General features: G+C 62.6%; 17 protein-coding genes. 15 read left to right on the top strand and 2 right to left on the bottom strand.

Going from position 1 to position 19,929, the window contains the following annotated elements; all coding sequences use genetic code 11:
* Positions 1 to 16 precede the first annotated feature (16 nt).
* Positions 17 to 970, bottom strand: a complete 954-nt coding sequence (gene gshB, locus POF45_RS13910; RefSeq protein WP_259497265.1) for a glutathione synthase — start codon at positions 968 to 970, stop codon at positions 17 to 19.
* A gap of 223 nt (positions 971 to 1,193) precedes the next feature.
* Here gshB and pilG point away from each other — a divergent pair, with 223 nt between their 5' ends.
* The 15 genes from pilG to madM all read left to right on the top strand — a co-directional run bounded on the left by pilG (position 1,194) and on the right by madM (position 18,766).
* Positions 1,194 to 1,598, top strand: coding sequence for a twitching motility response regulator PilG (pilG, locus tag POF45_RS13905; protein WP_259497264.1), 405 nt, complete (start codon positions 1,194 to 1,196; stop codon positions 1,596 to 1,598).
* Between the two features lie 56 nt (positions 1,599 to 1,654).
* Positions 1,655 to 2,035 (top strand): twitching motility response regulator PilH, encoded by a 381-nt coding sequence (gene pilH, locus POF45_RS13900; RefSeq protein WP_259497263.1) that lies wholly within the window; start codon positions 1,655 to 1,657, stop codon positions 2,033 to 2,035.
* Positions 2,032 to 2,586, top strand: a complete 555-nt coding sequence (locus POF45_RS13895) for a chemotaxis protein CheW (protein WP_259497262.1) — start codon at positions 2,032 to 2,034, stop codon at positions 2,584 to 2,586. Before pilH ends, POF45_RS13895 begins: the two co-directional genes overlap by 4 nt.
* Positions 2,587 to 2,731: 145 nt before the next feature.
* On the top strand, positions 2,732 to 4,786 hold the full coding sequence (locus POF45_RS13890; protein ID WP_259497261.1) for a methyl-accepting chemotaxis protein: 2,055 nt from the start codon (positions 2,732 to 2,734) through the stop codon (positions 4,784 to 4,786).
* Positions 4,787 to 4,808: 22 nt separating this feature from the next.
* Positions 4,809 to 10,727: an Hpt domain-containing protein gene (locus POF45_RS13885; protein ID WP_282315882.1), complete on the top strand. Its 5,919-nt coding sequence runs from the start codon at positions 4,809 to 4,811 to the stop codon at positions 10,725 to 10,727.
* Positions 10,720 to 11,187, top strand: coding sequence for a chemotaxis protein CheW (locus POF45_RS13880; protein WP_259497259.1), 468 nt, complete (start codon positions 10,720 to 10,722; stop codon positions 11,185 to 11,187). Before POF45_RS13885 ends, POF45_RS13880 begins: the two co-directional genes overlap by 8 nt.
* Positions 11,188 to 11,505: 318 nt before the next feature.
* Positions 11,506 to 13,176 carry a malonate decarboxylase subunit alpha gene (gene mdcA, locus POF45_RS13875; protein ID WP_282315881.1) on the top strand — a complete coding sequence of 557 codons (1,671 nt, stop codon included), beginning with the start codon at positions 11,506 to 11,508 and terminating at the stop codon, positions 13,174 to 13,176.
* On the top strand, positions 13,176 to 14,051 hold the full coding sequence (locus POF45_RS13870; RefSeq protein WP_282315879.1) for a triphosphoribosyl-dephospho-CoA synthase: 876 nt from the start codon (positions 13,176 to 13,178) through the stop codon (positions 14,049 to 14,051). The genes mdcA and POF45_RS13870 overlap by 1 nt, the downstream gene beginning before the upstream one ends.
* Positions 14,051 to 14,350: a malonate decarboxylase subunit delta gene (locus POF45_RS13865; protein ID WP_054044377.1), complete on the top strand. Its 300-nt coding sequence runs from the start codon at positions 14,051 to 14,053 to the stop codon at positions 14,348 to 14,350. The genes POF45_RS13870 and POF45_RS13865 overlap by 1 nt, the downstream gene beginning before the upstream one ends.
* The gene (locus POF45_RS13860; protein WP_282315877.1) at positions 14,343 to 15,194 is read left to right on the top strand and encodes a biotin-independent malonate decarboxylase subunit beta; all 852 of its coding nucleotides are present in this window, start codon (positions 14,343 to 14,345) and stop codon (positions 15,192 to 15,194) included. The genes POF45_RS13865 and POF45_RS13860 overlap by 8 nt, the downstream gene beginning before the upstream one ends.
* Positions 15,191 to 15,994 (top strand): biotin-independent malonate decarboxylase subunit gamma, encoded by an 804-nt coding sequence (gene mdcE, locus POF45_RS13855; RefSeq protein WP_259497255.1) that lies wholly within the window; start codon positions 15,191 to 15,193, stop codon positions 15,992 to 15,994. The genes POF45_RS13860 and mdcE overlap by 4 nt, the downstream gene beginning before the upstream one ends.
* Entirely contained in the window at positions 15,988 to 16,608 is a 621-nt protein-coding gene (locus tag POF45_RS13850) for a malonate decarboxylase holo-ACP synthase (protein WP_282315876.1), read from the top strand. The genes mdcE and POF45_RS13850 overlap by 7 nt, the downstream gene beginning before the upstream one ends.
* On the top strand, positions 16,605 to 17,516 hold the full coding sequence (mdcH, locus tag POF45_RS13845; protein WP_259497253.1) for a malonate decarboxylase subunit epsilon: 912 nt from the start codon (positions 16,605 to 16,607) through the stop codon (positions 17,514 to 17,516). Before POF45_RS13850 ends, mdcH begins: the two co-directional genes overlap by 4 nt.
* Positions 17,517 to 17,583: 67 nt before the next feature.
* Positions 17,584 to 18,000: a malonate transporter subunit MadL gene (madL, locus tag POF45_RS13840; RefSeq protein ID WP_259497252.1), complete on the top strand. Its 417-nt coding sequence runs from the start codon at positions 17,584 to 17,586 to the stop codon at positions 17,998 to 18,000.
* Position 18,001: 1 nt separating this feature from the next.
* Positions 18,002 to 18,766: a malonate transporter subunit MadM gene (madM, locus tag POF45_RS13835; protein ID WP_259497251.1), complete on the top strand. Its 765-nt coding sequence runs from the start codon at positions 18,002 to 18,004 to the stop codon at positions 18,764 to 18,766.
* Between the two features lie 222 nt (positions 18,767 to 18,988).
* Here the strand turns inward: madM and POF45_RS13830 are convergent, their stop codons facing one another.
* Positions 18,989 to 19,903: a LysR family transcriptional regulator gene (locus POF45_RS13830; RefSeq protein ID WP_259497250.1), complete on the bottom strand. Its 915-nt coding sequence runs from the start codon at positions 19,901 to 19,903 to the stop codon at positions 18,989 to 18,991.
* Between the last annotated feature and the right edge of the window lie 26 nt (positions 19,904 to 19,929).

The raw sequence follows: 19,929 nt of genomic DNA, 5'->3' as shown, positions 1-19,929 counted from the left end.
ACTTGGCTCTTCTATATCAACGCGCTTTGAGCTTCTGATCGATGGCGTCCATCAACAGGCCGCCGATGTCGGTGCCAAACGCATTATCGATCTCGCGAATGCAGGTCGGGCTGGTGACGTTGATTTCGGTCAGGTGCTCGCCAATCACGTCCAGGCCAACGAACAGCAGGCCCTTTTCACGCAGGGTCGGGCCGACTTGCGCGGCAATCCAGCGGTCTTTGTCGGTCAGCGGACGCGCTTCGCCACGGCCACCGGCGGCCAGGTTGCCACGGGTTTCACCGGCAGCGGGGATGCGTGCCAGGCAGTAATCCACCGGCTCGCCGTCGATCATCAGGATGCGCTTGTCGCCATCGATGATGGCCGGCAGGTAGCCCTGGATCATGATCTGCTGCTTGCCGTGCAGGGTCAGGGTTTCGAGGATCACTGACAGGTTGGGGTGACCAGCGGTGTGACGGAAGATCGAAGAGCCGCCCATGCCATCCAGCGGCTTGAGGATCACATCGCCATGGTGGTCGGCGAATTCACGCAGGACGTCCGGGCGACGGCTGACGATGGTCGGCGGCGTGCACTGCGGGAACAGCGTGGCAAACAGCTTCTCGTTGCAGTCGCGCAGGCTCTGGGGTTTGTTGACCACCAGCACACCAGCGTTCTCGGCCTGCTCCAGCAGGTAGGTGGAGTAGACGAACTCCATGTCGAACGGCGGATCCTTGCGCATCAGGATCACGTCCAGGTCGCTCAGCAGCGCGTCGCTCTCGGCGCCCAGTTCGAACCATTTCTGCGGGTTGGCGAACACTTGCAGCGGTCGCATGCGCGCCCGTGCCTGACCTTCGGCCTGGTACAAATCGCGCTGTTCCATATAGAACAGTTCCCAGCCGCGCTTCTGCGCAGCCAGCAGCATGGCCAGCGAGCTATCCTTTTTATAGGAAATGCCGGCGATGGGGTCCATGACAATCCCGACACGAACGCTCATGGGTTTTTCCTCGAAATTGGGTTGGAATGTGATGTGAAAAAGTGGCGTCAGAGTGGCGCCGAGTGTGTTCCCGGTCAAGGAAAAACCACCGCGCGGGCCGGCCGATAGATTGCATTTGGAGACTGTGCTAAAAAGGCGCTGGCCCTTGAGCATAAAGGGTTTCCAGCCGCCGATAACCGGCAAATGGACAAATGGATTCGCAAAGGCGACGGTAGAGCCCCTTATGGAACAGCAGTCCAGCGCCTTGAAGGTCATGGTGATCGATGATTCGAAGACGATTCGCCGTACCGCCGAAACGCTATTGAAGAACGTGGGCTGTGAGGTGATCACGGCCATCGACGGTTTCGACGCGCTGGCCAAGATTGCCGACAATCATCCCGGCATCATCTTCGTCGATATCATGATGCCGCGCCTGGATGGTTATCAGACCTGCGCTTTAATCAAGAACAACAGTGCGTTCAAGGCGACGCCAGTGATCATGCTGTCGTCCAAGGACGGGCTGTTCGACAAGGCCAAGGGACGGATCGTCGGTTCTGATCAGTTTCTGACCAAACCGTTCAGCAAGGAAGAACTGCTGAACGCGATCCAGGCCCATGTTCCGGGCTTCGCCGCCGTTTTGCCGCAGTAGGACACGCACAGTGACGCTCGGCCAAGTGGCCGGCGTCGACAAGAATGGGGAAGACCATGGCACGTATTCTGATCGTCGATGATTCGCCGACTGAAATGTACAAACTGACCGGCATGCTGGAAAAGCACGGTCACGAAGTGTTGAAAGCCGAAAACGGCGCCGACGGCGTGGCCCTGGCCCGTCAGGAAAAACCCGATGCGGTGCTGATGGACATCGTCATGCCCGGCCTCAATGGTTTCCAGGCGACCCGTCAGCTGACCAAAGACCCGGACACCGGGCACATCCCGGTGATCATCATCACCACCAAGGATCAGGAAACCGACAAGGTCTGGGGTACACGCCAGGGCGCCAAGGACTACCTGACCAAACCGGTCGACGAAGAAACACTGATCAAGACGCTGAACAACGTGCTGGCGAGCTTGACCACCAAGCCATGACCGAGTCGCTGACGGCTTTCGAACTGCTGTTGCAGATCGACCAGCGTTGTCGCCTGCTGGCGGCGGACCTGCCGTCCCAGCCAACCCGCCAGGACAGTTGGAGCGGCATCGGTTTTCGCCTGGGCGCGCATTGGTATGTGGCGCCCATGGGTGAAGTGGGTGAAGTGTTGCACGAGCCGCGCTATACCCAGCTGCCGGGGGTAAAACCGTGGGTCAAGGGCGTGGCCAACTTGCGCGGCCGCCTGTTGCCGATCATGGATGTGGGCGACTTCCTTTCAGGTGACGAGCCTGGTCATGAGCCGTCGGCGCTGCGCAGGCAGCGGCGGGTGCTGGTGGTGGAATACAAAGACGTATTTGCCGGATTGATGGTCGATGAAGTCTTCGGCTTGCAGCACTTCGCCCAGGACAGCCTGGAGCCAGTGCCGCCAAACGAACTGAGCGGGCCGATTGCCGCCTTCGTCAAAGGCCGCTTCCGGCGGGATCAGGATTGGCAGGTGTTCAGCCCGTTTGCGCTGGCGCAGTCGCAGGGCTTCATGAATGTTGCCCTGTAAACGCAGAATCCTGTGGGAGCCGGGCTTGCCCGCGATGCAGGCGACTCGGTCCAGCTTCTAACCGAGTTGATGTCATCGCAGGCAAGCCAGTTCCCACAGGGAATCTCGGCAAGATTCAAAGGTGTTGGTTAACAGGCGAGGACCGATGACAAAAGCAAAAACAGGCAAGCCAGTGGAAGGATCGCGCAGCCGTTCGCAGATCATCGTGCTGTTCATCGCGCTGATCGTCTTCATCATGCTGCTGTTCGCCAACTTCGCTTACCTCAACACCCAGGCCACCTACGATAAACAGTACATCGGTCACGCAGGTGAACTGCGCGTCCTGTCCCAGCGCATCGCCAAGAACGCCACGGAGGCTGCTGCCGGCAAAGCCGCCGCGTTCAAGCTGCTGAGCGATGCGCGCAACGATTTTGCCCTGCGCTGGGGTTACCTGAAAAAGGGCGACCCGGCCACCGGCCTGCCACCCGCGCCGTCCGTCGTCCGCCCGGAAATGCGTGCGGTGCAACTGGACTGGGAGCGCCTGCTTAAAAACACCGACGCGATCCTCTCCAGCGAACAGACCGTGCTGTCCTTGCATCAGGTCGCCGCGACCCTGGCCGAAACCGTGCCGCAGTTGCAGGTCGAGTACGAGAAAGTCGTCGAAATCCTGCTGCAGCGCGGTGCACCGGCGGCGCAGATCGTCATGGCCCAGCGTCAATCGTTGCTGGCTGAACGCATCCTCGGCGCGGTGAACACCGTGCTCGCAGGCGATGAAAATTCACAGACGGCCGCCGATGCGTTCGGTCGGGACGCGGCCAGTTTCGGCCTGGTGCTCAACGGCATGCTGCAAGGCAATCCGGCGCTGAAGATCAGCCAGGTCGAAGACCACGACGCCCGTGCCCGCTTGACCGAAATTGCCGAACTGTTCGAATTCGTTTCCGGCTCCGTGGACGAAATCCTCGAAACGTCCCCCGAACTGTTCAAGGTCCGCGAATCGGCGACCAATATTTTCACCCTGTCGCAAACCTTGCTCGACGAAGCTTCGCACCTGGCCAGCGGTTTTGAAAACCTCGCTGGCGGGCGTACCACCGACACCATCGGCGGCTACGTGCTGGGTCTGCTGGCGTTGGCCTCGATCATCCTCATCGGCCTGGTGATGGTGCGTGAAACCAACCGGCAGTTGCAGGAAACCGCCGAGAAAAACGAGCGCAACCAGAATGCGATCATGCGCTTGCTGGATGAAATCGAAGACCTGGCCGACGGCGACCTCACCGTAACCGCCTCGGTGACCGAGGACTTCACCGGCACCATCGCCGATTCGATCAACTATTCTGTGGACCAACTGCGCGACCTGGTGGCGACCATCAACCTCACCGCCGGCCAGGTGGCCGCCGCGGTGCAGGAAACCCAGGCCACGGCCATGCACCTGGCCCAGGCCTCGGAGCATCAGGCGCAGCAGATTTCCGAAGCGTCCACGGCGATCAATGACATGGCCCAGTCCATCGATCAAGTGTCCGCCAACGCCGCCGAGTCCTCGGCGGTGGCCGAGCGTTCGGTGGAAATCGCCAACAAGGGCAACGAGGTGGTGCACAACACCATCCACGGCATGGACAACATCCGCGAGCAGATCCAGGACACGGCCAAGCGCATCAAGCGCCTGGGCGAGTCGTCTCAGGAAATCGGCGACATTGTCAGCCTGATCGACGACATCGCCGACCAGACCAACATCCTCGCCCTCAATGCGGCGATCCAGGCGTCCATGGCCGGTGATGCCGGACGCGGGTTTGCCGTGGTGGCCGACGAAGTGCAGCGTCTGGCCGAACGCTCGTCCGCCGCGACCCGGCAAATCGAAACGCTGGTACGGGCGATCCAGACCGACACCAACGAAGCGGTGATTTCCATGGAGCAGACCACCACCGAAGTGGTGCGGGGTGCGCGACTGGCGCAGGATGCAGGCGTGGCCCTGGAAGAAATCGAAGGGGTTTCGAAGACGCTCGCAGCGCTGATCCAGAGCATTTCCAACGCTGCGCAGCAACAGACGTCGTCCGCCGGACAGATTTCCCTGACCATGAACGTGATCCAGCAGATCACCACGCAGACCTCGTCGGGTTCCACCGCCACCGCCGAAAGCATCGGCAATCTGGCGAAGATGGCCAGCCAGCTGCGGCGTTCGGTGTCCGGTTTCACCTTGCCGGCCGCTGCGGCGACGGACAACGCTTGAAAGTATTTTGATCGGAGTGGTTATGGGTGATCGGCACGACTATGTGGCCCTCGAATGGGTCAAGGGCGAGATTGCCGAAACGCTGAAGCAGGCGGCCCTGCACCTGGAAAACATGGCCCTCGACGAAGAGCCGGCCACGCATGCCCTGGGTGAATGCCTGGCCTGTATCCATCAGGTTCACGGCAGCTTGCAGATGGTCGAGTTCTACGGTGCGGCGCTGCTGGCCGAAGAAATGGAACAACTGACCAGCGCCTTGCAGCACAACCGCGTCAGCCATCGTGAGGAAGCGCTGCACCTGTTATCCCAGGCCTTGGGGCAGTTGCCGATCTACCTCGACCGGATTCAGGGCGCTCGCCGCGATTTGCCGCTGGTGGTCTTGCCGCTGATCAACGACCTGCGCAGCGCCCGCGGTGACAGCCTGCTCTCGGAAACCAGCCTGTTCAGCCCGCAATTGCCGCAGTTGGTGCCGTTGAACGAAGAGGAACTGGCGCTTCTGGAGCCAGCGGATTTGCCCAATGTGCTGCGCAAGTTGCGCCAGATGCTGCAAATGGCGTTGGTCGGTTTGCTACGTGAGCAAGATGGCGAAACGAATCTGGATTACCTGACTAAAGTATTCGCACGGCTCGAATTGCTGTGCGGCGACGCCCCGTTGAGCCCGTTGTGGCACGTCGCCTCGGCGCTGGTCGAAGGCATGCGTGGCGGCTCGATTGCCAACAGCCCGGCACTGCGCAGCCTGTTCAAGGAAGCCGACAAAGAGCTCAAGCGCATGCTGGAGCAGGGCATGCACGGGATCAATCAAGCGCCTCCACCTGACTTGCTCAAGAGTTTGCTGTTCTACATTGCCAAGGCCGAACACCCCACCGGGCAGATGCTGACCATGAAAGACCGCTACGGACTGGACGATGCATTGCCTGACAGCGCAATGGTCGATGAAGAGCGCGCACGGCTGGCCGGTCCCGACCGCGACGCCATGCGCTCGGTGCTGGCCGCGTTGTGCGAAGAGCTGGTGCGGGTCAAGGAACGCCTGGACCTGTTCGTGCGCAGCGACCGCCAGCACACCTCCGACCTCGACAGCTTGCTGGCGCCACTGCGGCAAATCGCCGACACCCTGGCGGTGCTGGGCTTCGGCCAGCCGCGAAAAGTCATCATCGATCAACTGGCGGTGGTGCTGAGCCTCGTTCAAGGCCAGCGCGAGCCCAACGACGCAATCCTGATGGACGTCGCCGGTGCCTTGCTCTACGTCGAAGCGACCCTGGCCGGCATGGTCGGCACTGTCGAGCCGGAAAGCCGGGAAGAAAGCCGCCTGCCCACCACCGACCTGACGCAGATTCACCAGATTGTCATCCGCGAAGCGCGGATCTGCCTGCAACAGGCCAAGGACATGATCATCGACTACATCGATGCCGACTGGGACCGTCAGCAGTTGCAACCCTTGCCGGCGTTGCTGACCCAGGTACGCGGCGCGCTGTCGATGATCCCGCTGGCCCGGGCGGCGAGTCTGGTCGAGGCCTGCAACGGCTTTATCCGTGAACACCTGTTGCTGGACACCGATCACCCCGGCTGGCAGCAACTCGACAGCCTCGCCGACGTCATCACCAGCATCGAGTACTACCTGGAACGGCTCAGCGACGATCCGCAAGCAGCCGGTGAACATCTGCTCGACGTGGCGCAAGACAGCCTGGCGTCGCTTGGCTTCTTCCCCGGTGAAAACACTCCCGGCGAAAAGCAGGCGCCTTTGCTCGACGATGTCCTCAGCCCCGGCGAAGCCTTGATCATGCAGGACTTGCAGGCGCTGGACGACCCGCAGACTGTGCAGTCGCTGGCGCAGGTGCTGGCCAACCCGGTGTCGGCCGTCAATCCGCCCGCGCTGATCACCCCCGGCAGCCTGATGCCGCCCCCGCCCGGCGAAGCGCCGGTGGACGATGAACTGCGTGAAGTCTTTCTGGAAGAAACCGATGAGGTGCTGGAGGTTCTTCGCGAGTACCTGCCGCGCTGGATCGCCGACCCGGCCGATACTGCTGCCCTGAGCGAACTGCGCCGGGCGTTCCACACGCTCAAGGGCAGTGGCCGGATGGTCCGTGCGCTGGTGCTGGGCGAATTGGCCTGGGCGGTGGAAAACCTGCTTAACCGTGTATTGGAACACAGCGTCGATCCCGGTCCTGCAGTGCAACAGTTGCTGGGCGATGTGCTCAACCTGCTGCCGCAACTGGTGGCGGAATTTGCTGCCAGCGCCCAGCGCCAGCGCAACGATGTCGACCAATTGGCCGCTCGCGCCCATGGCCTGGCCAAAGGCGATGTGCCACTGGAGGATGAAGACAGCCAGGACGTGATGGCCCTCGATCCGTTGCTGCTGGACATCTTCCGCAACGAGGCCGAAACCCACCTCGCCAGCCTCAACCGCTTCCTTGATCAGGCCGCCGAGCATGTGCCGCTGCAAGCCAGTGACGAGTTGCAGCGCGCATTGCACACCCTCAAGGGCAGTGCGTCGATGGCCGGGCTGATACCGATTGCTGCGTTGGCCGCGCCGCTGGATCAACTGACCCGGGAGTACAAGGCGCACCTGATCGCGCTGGACCTGGACGAAGTCGAGCTGCTACTCGAAGCCGAGGGTCTGTTCCGTGTCGGCTTGCGTCAACTCAAGGGTGATCCGCTGGCCGCCATCCCCGGTGCCCGGTCGCTGATCGACCGCACACAGATATTGCTCGGCGAACGCCTTGCCGCCATCTTGAGCGCGCCGAATACCGGACTGCGGATCAAACGCAATCCACAGTTGATCAACAACTTTCTGGCGCAAGGCATGGACATCCTGCTGGACGCCGAAAGCCTGTTGCGCCGCTGGCAGCAGCACCCTGGCGAGCGCCAGGAACTCAGCGCGCTGCTGGATGAGCTGACCACCCTCGGCGAAGGCGCGCACCTGGCCGATTTGCACCCGGTGGACGAACTTTGCGAAGCACTGCTGGATTTGTATGGCGCCGTGGAAGAAAGCAGCCTGGCGGTCAGCGACGGGTTTTTCCATGAGGCGCAAAGTGCCCACGAAGCACTGATCAACATGCTCGACGAACTGGCGGCGGGTCAGGAAGTCAGCCCGCAACCGGTGCGGGTCCGGGCGCTGCGCGGTCTGCTGGATACCAGCCTCGACCCCTCGGCCGTGGGCCTGATCCGCAGCGACGGCAGCCGCACCCTGAGCATCAGCGAACTGGGCAGCGCCACCGCCGAGTTGCAGCAGACTGCGACGCGAATCGAACTGGACGACGAAATCGTGTCGATCTTCCTCGAAGAAGCCGTGGATCTGCTCGAAAGCGCCAATCAGGCATTGCAACGCTGGTTGCACGAGCCGGACAACGCCGCGCCGCTGCCATCGTTGCAGCGCGACCTGCACACGCTCAAGGGCGGTGCACGGATGGCTGAAGTCGGAGCGGTCGGCGACCTCGCCCATGAGCTGGAAAGCCTTTACGACGGTCTGGTGAATCGCCGCTACAAATACAGCGACGCCTTGGCGCAACTGTTGTTGCAGAGCCATGGCCGCCTGGCGCAGTTCCTTGAGCGACTGCAAAACAACCAGCCGTTGGCAGGCGCCAGCGAGCTGATTGAAGCCATTCGACAATTGCGTCAGAGCAGTGCCGGCAGCAGCGAGGCCATCGAGCCAAGCGCCAGCCACGATTCAGCCGCTCACGATCCGGAGCTGTTGGAGATCTTTCTCGAAGAAGGCTTCGACATCATCGAAAACTCCGGCGCGGCACTGGTGCGTTGGCAGGCCGAACCGTCCAGCCGCCAGGAAGTGGAAACCCTGCTGCGCGATCTGCACACGCTCAAGGGCGGGGCGCGGATGGTGGAAATCGTGCCCATCGGCGACCTGGTCCACGAGCTGGAGTTTCTCTACGAAGGCTTGTCCGCCGGCGTGCTGCAACCGACGGCGGCGCTGTTCACATTGCTGCAAAGCAGCCATGACCGACTGGCGCAGATGCTCGACGCCACCCGCGCCGGGCAGCCGTTGCCGCCCGCGGATCGGTTGATCGATGCGATCAGGAACTTCAGTCACCCGGCCATCACCGAAGCGTCGGCGGTGACGCCCATAACGGCCAAGGTCGAGGCCCCGCTGGCACCCGCCGAGCCCGGCGGCGACATGGTCAAGGTGTCCGCCGAACTGCTGGACGATCTGGTCAACCTCGCCGGCGAAACCTCGATCTTCCGGGGCCGTATCGAACAGCAGGTCAACGATGCCCGAATTGCCCTGAGCGAAATGGAAACCACCATCGAGCGCATGCGCGACCAGTTGCGTCGCCTCGATACGGAAACCCAGGGGCGGATTCTCAGTCGTCAGCAAGTCGATGCGGAACGGCTGGGCTATGAAGAATTCGATCCGCTGGAAATGGACCGCCATTCGCAATTGCAGCAGTTGTCGCGTGCATTGTTCGAGTCCGCTTCCGACCTGATGGACCTCAAGGAAACGCTGGACCGGCGCAATCAGGACGCGGAGAACCTGCTGCAACAACAGGGCCGCATCAACACCGAATTGCAGGAAGGCCTGATGCGCACGCGCATGGTGCCGTTCGAGCGGATGCTGCCGCGCTTGAAGCGCATCGTGCGGCAGGTGTCCGGCGAACTGGACAAGGACGTGGATTTTGTCATCGGCAATGCCGAGGGCGAGATGGACCGCAACGTCCTCGAACGCATGGCTGCCCCGCTGGAGCATATGCTGCGCAACGCCGTCGACCATGGCCTTGAGTCCGCTGAAGCGCGGGTGGCGGCGGGCAAGCCGGCCCAGGGCAAGATCACGCTGGATCTGTCCCGAGAAGGCGGCGACATCATTTTCGATATTCGCGACGACGGTGCCGGCATACCGCTGGAGGCCGTGCGACGCAAGGCGATCAAGCGCGGCCTGCTCGACCCGGACAGCGTCATCAGCGACCACGAAGTGCTGCAATTCATCCTGCAACCGGGTTTTTCCACTGCCGAGAAAATCACTCAGATTTCCGGGCGGGGCGTGGGCATGGACGTGGTGCATGAAGAGGTGCGGCAACTGGGCGGCACCATGAGCATCGATTCCGTGCCGGGGCAGGGCGTGCATTTTCGCATTCGCCTGCCGTTTACCGTGTCGGTCAACCGGGCACTGATGGTGCAGTGCGCGGAGGACCAGTATGCGATTCCGCTGAACACCATCGACGGCATCGTGCGGGTGCTGCCGAACGAGCTGGAAGGGCATTACCGTCTCGATCCGCCGACCTACAAATACGCCGGACAACACTACGAACTGTGCTACCTGGGCGAACTGCTGAAAACCAGCAGCCGCCCGAAACTGCTGGGCCAGAGCCTGTCGTTGCCGGTGTTGCTGGTGCAGTGCAACGAGCGTCGAATTGCGGTGCAGGTCGATGCCATGGCCGGCACGCGAGAGATCGTGGTCAAGAGCCTCGGCCCGCAGTTCGCGGCGGTGCAGGGGTTGTCCGGGGCGACGATTCTGGGCGACGGACGTGTGGTGCTGATTCTCGATTTGCTGGCGCCGATCCGTGCCATGCAAACCCGAGTGCCACGCCGGCCTTTGGCGCCTGAATCGGACGTCGAACCGCAACGGCCCTTGCTGGTGCTGGTGGTTGATGACTCGGTCACCGTGCGCAAAGTCACCAGCCGTCTTCTGGAGCGCCACGGCATGAACGTGCTGACCGCCAAGGACGGGGTCGATGCCATGCTGTTGCTCGAAGATCACCTGCCTGACCTGATGCTGCTGGACATTGAAATGCCGCGCATGGACGGCTTCGAGGTCGCCACGCAGGTGCGCGCCAACGAGCGTCTGAAGCACTTGCCGATCATCATGATCACCTCCCGTACCGGGCAGAAACACCGCGACCGCGCCATGGCCATCGGCGTCAACGACTACCTCGGCAAGCCGTATCAGGAATCGGTGTTGCTCGAAAGCATCGCGTTGTGGAGCAAAACCCATGCTTGATGACCATTTTTACCAGCGCACCAGCAACCTTACCGGCCTGCTGCTGCCCTTGGCCGATCGCAATCTGATTGTGCCCAACGTTGCCGTGGCCGAGCTGATCGACTACCAGCCCGGCGCGTTCGACCTGGACACGCCGCCCTGGTATCTGGGGCGGGTGAGCTGGCGGCAGCGGCAGATTCCATTGCTGAGTTTCGAGTCGGCGTGCGGCAACAAGATCGTCATTGGTGAGCGGGCGCGGATCGTCATCCTCAACGCCCTGGGCGGTCGCCCGGACCTGAAGTTCATTGCGCTGCTGGTGCAGGGCATTCCTCGTTCGTACAAGCTCGACAGCCAGTTGAGCTATGTCGATGTGCCGTTGTGTGCGCTGGAACAGGCGGCGGTGCAGGTCGGAGAGCAAGTGGCGAAGGTGCCGGATTTGTTGGGGTTGGAGGAATTGTTGGTCAGTGCTGGCTTGGCCTGACGAGTCCTGTGGCAGGTGAAGATTTCCAAAAAGGGGCCGATGAGTCTTTTTTGGGGACTTATCGATTATTGCTCTCAGGCATTGAATCTTGCGGCGACAGTTCTGGCCTCTTCGCGAGCAGGCTCGCTCACACAGTGGAGGTGTGGCGTGCACAAAATCCTGTGGGAGCGGGCTTGCCCGCGAAGGCGTCAGTCCAGTCAACAGACCTCTCCAGCGAATCATTACTCCAACCGTAACGATCCACCACGCTGCTTGATTGATGCCCCGCCCTCAACCCCCCTAAGGTGACTCCACGACAGCGAAACCCGTGGAGTGGTCATGACAACAACAATTTCCCCCGACTCGCGATGGACGCGGCGGCGCAGCGAGAAGCAGCGGCGTCTGGGGTTGGTCAAGCATCTTGCCGACGGTGTGGTGCTGCCCACCGACAAGATCGTCGCCGCGCTGGAGGCACTGATCCTGCCGGGCGATCGGGTGGTGCTGGAGGGCAATAACCAGAAGCAGGCGGACTTCCTCTCTCGCTCCCTGGTCAAGGCCGATCCCGGCAAGCTGCACGACCTGCACATGATCATGCCCAGCGTCGGCCGCTCCGAGCACCTGGACCTGTTCGAACGCGGCATTGCCCGCAAGCTCGATTTTTCCTTCGCCGGCACCCAGAGCCTGCGCATCAGCCAGTTGCTGGAAGATGGCCTGCTGGAAATCGGCGCGATCCACACCTACATCGAACTCTACGCACGACTGGTGGTGGACCTGATCCCCAACGTCGTGCTCTCGGCCGGTTTCATGGCCGACCGCGCCGGCAATATCTACACCGGCCCGAGCACCGAAGACACGCCGGCATTGATCGAACCGGCGGCGTTCAGCGACGGCATTGTCATCGTCCAGGTCAACCAGTTGGTCGACGACGTCACCGACCTGCCGCGGGTGGATATCCCGGCCTCCTGGGTCGATTTCGTGGTGGTGGCCGACAAGCCGTTCTATATCGAGCCGCTGTTCACCCGCGACCCACGGCACATCAAGCCTGTGCACGTATTGATGGCGATGATGGCGATCCGCGGGATCTACGAGAAACACAACGTCCAGTCCCTGAACCACGGCATCGGTTTCAACACCGCCGCCATCGAGCTGATCCTGCCAACCTACGGCGAATCCCTGGGCCTCAAAGGCAAAATCTGCCGCAACTGGACGCTTAATCCCCACCCGACCTTGATCCCGGCCATTGAAAGCGGCTGGGTCGAAAGCGTGCACTGCTTCGGCACCGAACTGGGGATGGAAAACTACATCGCCGCCCGGCCCGATGTGTTCTTCACCGGCCGCGATGGCTCGCTGCGATCCAACCGGATGTTCTGCCAACTGGCCGGGCAATATGCGGTGGACCTGTTCATCGGCGCGACCCTGCAAGTCGATGGCGACGGCCATTCTTCCACCGTGACGCGTGGCCGTCTGGCCGGTTTCGGCGGGGCACCGAACATGGGCCACGACCCGCGTGGTCGCCGTCACGGCACCCCGGCCTGGCTCGACATGCGCCACGACGACGCACCCGAAGCCTTGCTCGAACGCGGGAAAAAACTCGTGGTGCAAATGGTCGAGACGTTCCAGGAGGGCGGCAAGCCGACCTTCGTTGAAACCCTCGACGCGGTCGAAGTGGCGAGGAAAAGCGGCATGCCGCTGGCGCCGATCATGATCTACGGCGACGACGTCACGCACCTGTTGACCGAAGAAGGCATCGCCTATCTGTACAAGGCGCGTTCGCTGGAAGAGCGTCAGGCGATGATCGCCGCCGTCGCTGGCGTCACCGCCATCGGCCTGCGCCACAACCCCAAAGACACCGCCCGCATGCGCCGCGAAGGCCTGATCGCCTTGCCCGAAGACCTGGGCATCCGCCGCACCGACGCGACCCGAGAACTGCTGGCGGCCAAAAGCGTGGCCGATCTGGTGGAGTGGTCCGGTGGCCTCTACAACCCGCCCGCCAAATTCAGGAGCTGGTAATGCACGCCTTCAACCTGCAACCGAAAACCATAAGCGTGGCCGAACGGCTGGCGGACCTGGCGGTGGATGCGCTGATCGACGAAGCGGATTTGTCGCCAAAACCTGCATTGGTCGATCGTCGTGGCAACGGCGCACACACCGATTTGCACCTTGGGCTGATGCACGCCTCGGCGCTGTCGCTGTGGCCGGCGTTCAAGGAAATGGCCGAAACGGCCATCGAGTGTGGCGAGGTCGGCTTGCCGCTGCGCGAAGCCCTTGGGCGCATTGGTCGCGAAGGTGAGCAAGCGATGCTCGCAACCACCCACGGAGTGAACACTCATCGTGGGGCGATCTGGGCGCTGGGACTGTTGGTTGCGGCGGCGGCGCTGGAACCTGAATCCAGTGGCGCAAGTGCCGTCACCTTGCGCGCGGCACGGCTGGCGCTACTCGATGATCGATACGCACCGCGTCCCTTGAGCCACGGCGCCCAAGTCGCCCAGCGTTATGGCGCTCGCGGTGCCCGTGAAGAAGCGCAGCTTGGTTTCCCGGCAGTGCTTCAACGCGCGCTGCCACAACTCAAACGTAGCCGCAGCTTGGGCCATGGCGAACAGAACGCCCGCCTCGACGCGTTGCTGGCGATCATGACCCGACTGGCCGACACCTGCGTGCTCTACCGCGCCGGCGAACAAGGCCTGCACACCATGCAGTCAGGCGCCCAGGCGGTACTGGACGCGGGCGGCAGCGCCAGCCTGGCCGGTCGCCGTCGTCTGCATGAGCTGGACCAACAATTAATCGCATTGAACGCCTCGCCCGGCGGCGCCGCCGACTTGCTCGCCGCCTGCCTGTTCATCGACCGTATCGAGTCTGGCGCCGGCGTCACCCAGGGAGTTTGCTGATGGAAACCTTGTCCTTTGAATTCCCCGCCGGGCAGCCGCCACGGGGCCGTACGTTGGTGGGTTGTGTTGGCTCGGGCGATCTGGAAGTGCTGATCGAACCCGGTCAGGCCGGCAAGCTGACGATCCAGGTGCAGACCTCGGTCAATGGCGCCGAACAACGCTGGCAGCATCTGTTTGCGCGGATGTTCGACGGCCAGACGCCACCCGCGATGGCGATTGATATCCACGATTTCGGTGCGACCCCCGGCGTGGTGCGTTTGCGTCTGGAACAAGGCTTCGAGGAGATCGGCCATGACTGACAGCGCCGCATTGTTGAACAAGCACAGCTTCGTCGAACTGGGTGCCCGGCAACGTGCCAAGGCCCTGCTCGACAGCGGTTCTTTCCGTGAATTGCTCGATCCGTTCCAGCGCATCATGTCGCCCTGGCTGTCGCGCCAGGGCGTGGTGCCGCAAGCCGATGACGGTGTGGTGATCGCCAAGGGCCGCATCGGCGGTTTGCCGGTGGTGATCGCCGCCATTGAAGGCGCGTTCCAGGGTGGCAGCCTCGGTGAAGTCGGCGGCGCGAAGATTGCGGGCGCGCTGGAACTGGCCGCCGAAGACAACCGCAACGGCATCGCGACCCGCGCCGTGTTGTTGCTGGAAACCGGCGGCGTGCGCTTGCAGGAAGCCAATCTCGGATTGGCGGCGATTGCCGACATTCACGCCGCGATTGTCGATCTGCGCCAATACCAGCCAGTGGTTGGCGTGGTGGCGGGCAGCGTCGGCTGCTTTGGCGGGATGTCGATTGCCGCCGGGTTGTGCAGCTATCTGTTGGTCACCCAGGAAGCACGGCTCGGCCTCAATGGTCCGCAGGTGATCGAGCAGGAAGCCGGGCTTGAGGAATATGACTCCCGGGACCGGCCTTTCATCTGGAGCCTGACCGGGGGCGAGCAACGGTTTGCCAGTGGTTTGGCGGACCGTTATGTCGCTGACGATGTGGCGCAGATTCAGCAGCAGGTCAGCGAGTTGCTTCAGCAAGGCTTGCCGGCGCACCCACGCAGCCAGCAGGCGGAGCTGTTTGTGCAACGCCTGGCGCGTCTGGACGCCGAGCCGCAAATCGAGCCGGCGACGGTTCGCGATCTGTATCAAGGAGAGCGCGCATGAGCAGTTATTCGCTGAGAGGCTTGAGCTGGTTCAACGCCTTGAGTGCCGGTGCCCGGCCGGTCGAGGGTTTGCCGGCTTCGCTGAAAGTGGCCGACGGATTTTTGGCTGATCAGCCCGTGCGATTCATTGCGGTGGTGGCTGATCCTGACAACCGCTTCGCCCGCGCCCGCAACGGCGAAGTGGGTTTGCTGGAAGGCTGGGGCCTGGCCAAAGCGGTGGATGAAGTCATCGCAGCGGACATCGACAAGCCGCACAAACGCGCCTTGATCGCCATCGTCGACGTGCCGAGCCAGGCCTACGGTCGGCGCGAAGAAGCCCTCGGCATTCATCAGGCGCTGGCCGGTGCGGCGGACAGCTATGCTCGCGCTCGACTGGCCGGCCACGCGGTGATCGGTCTGTTGGTCGGCAAGGCAATGTCCGGGGCATTCCTGGCGCATGGGTATCAGGCCAATCGGCTGATCGCGCTGCGTGATCCCGGCGTGATGGTGCACGCCATGGGCAAGGCATCGGCGGCGCGCGTGACGTTGCGCAGCGTCGAGGAGCTCGAAGCCCTGGCCGCCAGCGTGCCGCCGATGGCGTATGACATCGATAGCTATGCCAGCCTCGGGTTGCTCTGGGAAACCCTGGCGGTGGAACAGATCGAGCAACCGAACGCGACCGATCTGGCGCGGGTGACCGAATGCCTGGGCCTGGCGATTGACGATGTAGCCGTCGGTGGTCGCGACCTGAGCAGCCGCTTGGGCGCGACCAACCGTGCCGCATCGAGCAAGGTCCGCGAACTGCTGAGAGCGCAGTGGTGAACACGCTGCTGGCCCACGACCTGCTTTGGGGGATGACCCCGCAGCAGTTGCCGGCGGACGCGCCGTTGTGGGTGGTCGAGGTGTTGAGCGAAGGCCAGCCAGTGGTGGTTCGGCGTGCCTTGGCCGCAGCAGGGCAGATTGCCGTGGGTGTGCGTGGGGCTTTGCGCGAGCAACGTTTTGCGACGGTGATGGATATCGCTGCGATCCAGCGCCGGGTGCAACCGCAAGCGCTTTGTCATGCCTGGCTTGCTCGGGATCTGCCCGCCTTGCGCGCCCTCGATCAATTGCGGCCCATGCTCGATGCCTGCGGTTGGGTATGGGGTGTCAGCGGCAGCGCCGGGTTCGAGCTGGCCAGTGGTTTTGAGGCATTGCATGAACGCAGCGACCTCGACCTGATCCTGCGCACACCGCAACCGCTGGACCGCGCTCAAGCACAGGCACTGGTGAACATTCTGGACACGGCGGTGTGCCCGGTAGACATGCAGCTGCAGACGCCTTCAGGCGCCGTCGCCCTGCGCGAGTGGGCGGGTCCTTCGCGGCGGGTCCTGTTGAAAAGTGCCAGTGGCGCCTGTCTGGTGAGCGATCCCTGGAACCCGCAGGTGCAGGCAGCGTGAGCAGTCTGCTGGTGTTCCCCGGCCAAGGCGCGCAACAGCCGGGCATGCTGCATCGATTGCCTCGGGAAACGGTCGAGGAGGCGAGTGACGTCCTTGGCGAAGAGGCGTTGCTGTTGGACTCTGCCGAAGCCTTGCAGTCGACACGCGCGGTTCAGCTCTGCTTGCTGATCGCCGGTGTCGCGGCTTCGCGTCAGTTATCAATGGCGCCGGATTACGTGGCGGGATTGTCCATCGGTGCGTACCCGGCAGCGGTGGTGGCCGGTGCCCTGGGCTTCAGTGACGCGCTGCATCTGGTCAGCCTGCGCGGTGAACTGATGCAGCAGGCTTATCCACAGGGTTACGGCATGACCGCGATCATCGGTCTGGATTTATCCACAGTGGAAAATTTGCTGGCGCAGGTTCACAGCGTTGATACGCCGGTGTATCTGGCCAACATCAACGCCGATAACCAGGTGGTGATTGCCGGCAGCGACGGCGCGATGAACGCGGTTGCCAAGCTGGCGAAAGGTCGCGGCGCCGGTCTGGCCAAGCGGCTGGCGGTCAGCGTGCCGTCGCATTGCCCGCTGCTGGAGGCTCCGGCCAACACCCTGGCTGAAGCCTTCGCCAGCATTCAGTTGAAAACGCCGACCTTGGGTTACCTGAGCGGCAGCCGCGCCCGGCCGGTCAGCAACACCGAAGCCCTGCGCGACGACCTGGCGTTCAACATGTGCCGCGTCGTCGATTGGCGCGGCACGGTGCAAAGCGCCTACGAGCGCGGCGTCCGTCTGCAGATCGAACTGCCACCCGGTGCGGTGCTGACCGGGCTGGCGCGCCGGGTGTTCGAGCAGGGCACCGTGATTGCCTTCGACGGTGCGCGCCTCGACACCTTGCAAGCGCTCATGCGTGAGGAGGGACGCCGCCAATCCTAGATCACCGACTCAAGCTTGCGAAGCACAAGAACAACAACTTCGACGATGCACTTTGAGGACAACAACAATGATTATTTACGGTGTGGCGCTGTTGGCGATCTGTACGCTGGCAGGCGTGATCATGGGTGATGCGCTGGGCGTTTTATTGGGCGTGAAGTCCAACGTCGGCGGGGTCGGGATCGCCATGATCCTGCTGATCTGCGCGCGGTTGTGGATGCAAAAACGTGGCGGCATGACCAAGGATTGCGAGATGGGCGTCGGTTTCTGGGGCGCGATGTACATTCCAGTGGTCGTGGCGATGGCCGCGCAGCAGAACGTCGTGACCGCCTTGCACGGCGGCCCGGTGGCGGTCCTGGCGGCGATTGGTTCGGTGGTGGTCTGCGGCTGCACCATTGCCCTGATCAGTCGCACCCACAAGGGCGAGCCATTGCCCGACGAACCGGCAGAAGTGACCCCGGTCGGCACGCCAGTAGGAGGTCGATGACATGTGGGATCTCTTCGAGAAAGACCTGGCCAGTAACAGCCTGATCACGGCCTTCGCCTTTGTTGGCGTGATCATGTGGGTGTCAGTGGTGTTGTCCAGGCGCCTGACCTTCGGCCGCATTCACGGCTCGGCGATAGCGATCATGATTGGTCTGGTCCTGGCCTGGGTCGGCGGCACCATGACCGGCGGCCAAAAAGGCCTGGCGGATCTGTCGCTGTTCTCCGGCATCGGCCTGATGGGCGGCGCCATGCTGCGCGACTTTGCGATTGTGGCCACGGCGTTCGAGGTGCAGGCCACCGAGGCGAAGAAGGCGGGCTTGATTGGTATCGTCGCGTTGCTGCTGGGTACGACGCTGCCGTTCATTGTCGGCGCGAGCATTGCCTGGGTGTTCGGTTATCGCGACGCGGTGAGCATGACCACCATCGGCGCGGGCGCGGTGACGTACATCGTCGGGCCGGTGACGGGTGCAGCGATTGGCGCCAGTTCCGATGTGATGGCGTTGTCGATTGCCACCGGGTTGATCAAGGCGATTCTGGTGATGGTCGGCACACCCATGGCGGCGCGCTGGATGGGACTGGATAACCCGCGTTCGGCGATGGTCTTCGGTGGGTTGGCCGGCACGGTCAGCGGCGTGACGGCCGGGTTGGCGGCGACGGATCGGCGGCTGGTGCCTTATGGCGCGCTGACGGCCACGTTCCACACCGGGCTTGGGTGCTTGCTGGGGCCTTCGCTGTTGTACTTCATTGTTCGCGCAATAATGGGCTAAGGCGCTGGATCTTCGCTGCCTGTACTGAAGCCTTCGCGGGCAAGCCCGCTTCCACATGGGAATGCATTCTCTGTGGGATCAGACGCCTTCGCGAGCAGGCTCGTTCCCACATGGGAATGTGATCTCTGTGGGAGCGTGGCTTGCCCGCGATGCAGGCGCCGCGGTCTCACACTGGAATGCTACTGTGGGAGCGAGCCTGCTCGCGAACGGCGCGGCTCGGTTTCAGGCCTGGCGATTGGCATACATCCGACACTCCGCCAACAGCGCCAGCAAATTCGGATCGCGCTCCTTGGCCTTCAGAAACACCACGCCAATGTGTTGCTGCAACCGATACCGCTCCTGCAACGGAATCAGCTTCACCCGGTTCTCATACACCGCCGCAATCCGCCCCGGCAGCAGCGCATAACCCACACCCGAGCTGACCATGCTGAGCAGGGTGAAGATGTCATTGACCTGCATCGCCACCTTCGGCTCGAACCCCGCCTGCTTGAACACCCGAATCCCGTCCTGATGTGTGGCAAAGCCTTGGGTCAGGGTGATGAAGGTCTCGTCGCGTACCTCGGCGAGGTCGACTTCGTTACGCTGGGCAAACTTCGAGTCCGCCGGGGTGGCAAGGAAAATGTCGTCGGAGAACAACGGGATCTGCGCGCAATCCGGGTCGTTGACGCTGTCGTCCAATGACACCAGGATTGCGTCGACTTCCATGTTCTTGAGCTTGTACAGCAGGTCGATGTTCGAGCCGAGGATCAGGTCGATGTTCAGCTCGCTGCGGCGGATCTTCAAGCCCATGATCAGCTGCGGCACGGTCTTCACCGTCAGCGAATACAGCGAGCCGAGCTTGAAGCGCTCCGCGGAAAACCCGGCCGCTTCGCGGGTCAGGCGCACGCTTTCGACCACGTCCTGAATCAGCTTCTGCGCCCGCTCTTCGAGCACATAAGCGCTTTCCAGCGGTGTCAGGTTGCGGCCTTCGTGCTTGAATAGCGGGCAGCGCAGGGCACTTTCCAGCGAATGGATGGCCCGGTGCACGCTGACATTGCTGGTCTGCAACTCGGCTGCCGCCCGCGCCAGATTGCCGGTGCGCATGAAAGCGAGGAACACCTCGAGTTTTTTCAGGGTCAACTCTTCGTCGATCAGCATGGGCCGGACTCTTGTTCGAATGGCTC

This window comes from Pseudomonas fungipugnans, from assembly GCF_029955235.1.
Classification (GTDB): Bacteria; Pseudomonadota; Gammaproteobacteria; order Pseudomonadales; family Pseudomonadaceae; genus Aquipseudomonas; species Aquipseudomonas fungipugnans.
Note: the sequence above shows the minus strand (reverse complement) of the source record. Positions and strands in the feature narration are given on the sequence as shown.

Coding starts and splice junctions, on each gene's coding strand:
- gshB (WP_259497265.1), bottom strand. CDS start 970: ATGAGCGTTCGTGTCGGGATTGTCATGGACCCCATCGCCGGCATTTCC.
- pilG (WP_259497264.1), top strand. CDS start 1,194: ATGGAACAGCAGTCCAGCGCCTTGAAGGTCATGGTGATCGATGATTCG.
- pilH (WP_259497263.1), top strand. CDS start 1,655: ATGGCACGTATTCTGATCGTCGATGATTCGCCGACTGAAATGTACAAA.
- POF45_RS13895 (WP_259497262.1), top strand. CDS start 2,032: ATGACCGAGTCGCTGACGGCTTTCGAACTGCTGTTGCAGATCGACCAG.
- POF45_RS13890 (WP_259497261.1), top strand. CDS start 2,732: ATGACAAAAGCAAAAACAGGCAAGCCAGTGGAAGGATCGCGCAGCCGT.
- POF45_RS13885 (WP_282315882.1), top strand. CDS start 4,809: ATGGGTGATCGGCACGACTATGTGGCCCTCGAATGGGTCAAGGGCGAG.
- POF45_RS13880 (WP_259497259.1), top strand. CDS start 10,720: ATGCTTGATGACCATTTTTACCAGCGCACCAGCAACCTTACCGGCCTG.
- mdcA (WP_282315881.1), top strand. CDS start 11,506: ATGACAACAACAATTTCCCCCGACTCGCGATGGACGCGGCGGCGCAGC.
- POF45_RS13870 (WP_282315879.1), top strand. CDS start 13,176: ATGCACGCCTTCAACCTGCAACCGAAAACCATAAGCGTGGCCGAACGG.
- POF45_RS13865 (WP_054044377.1), top strand. CDS start 14,051: ATGGAAACCTTGTCCTTTGAATTCCCCGCCGGGCAGCCGCCACGGGGC.
- POF45_RS13860 (WP_282315877.1), top strand. CDS start 14,343: ATGACTGACAGCGCCGCATTGTTGAACAAGCACAGCTTCGTCGAACTG.
- mdcE (WP_259497255.1), top strand. CDS start 15,191: ATGAGCAGTTATTCGCTGAGAGGCTTGAGCTGGTTCAACGCCTTGAGT.
- madL (WP_259497252.1), top strand. CDS start 17,584: ATGATTATTTACGGTGTGGCGCTGTTGGCGATCTGTACGCTGGCAGGC.
- madM (WP_259497251.1), top strand. CDS start 18,002: ATGTGGGATCTCTTCGAGAAAGACCTGGCCAGTAACAGCCTGATCACG.
- POF45_RS13830 (WP_259497250.1), bottom strand. CDS start 19,903: ATGCTGATCGACGAAGAGTTGACCCTGAAAAAACTCGAGGTGTTCCTC.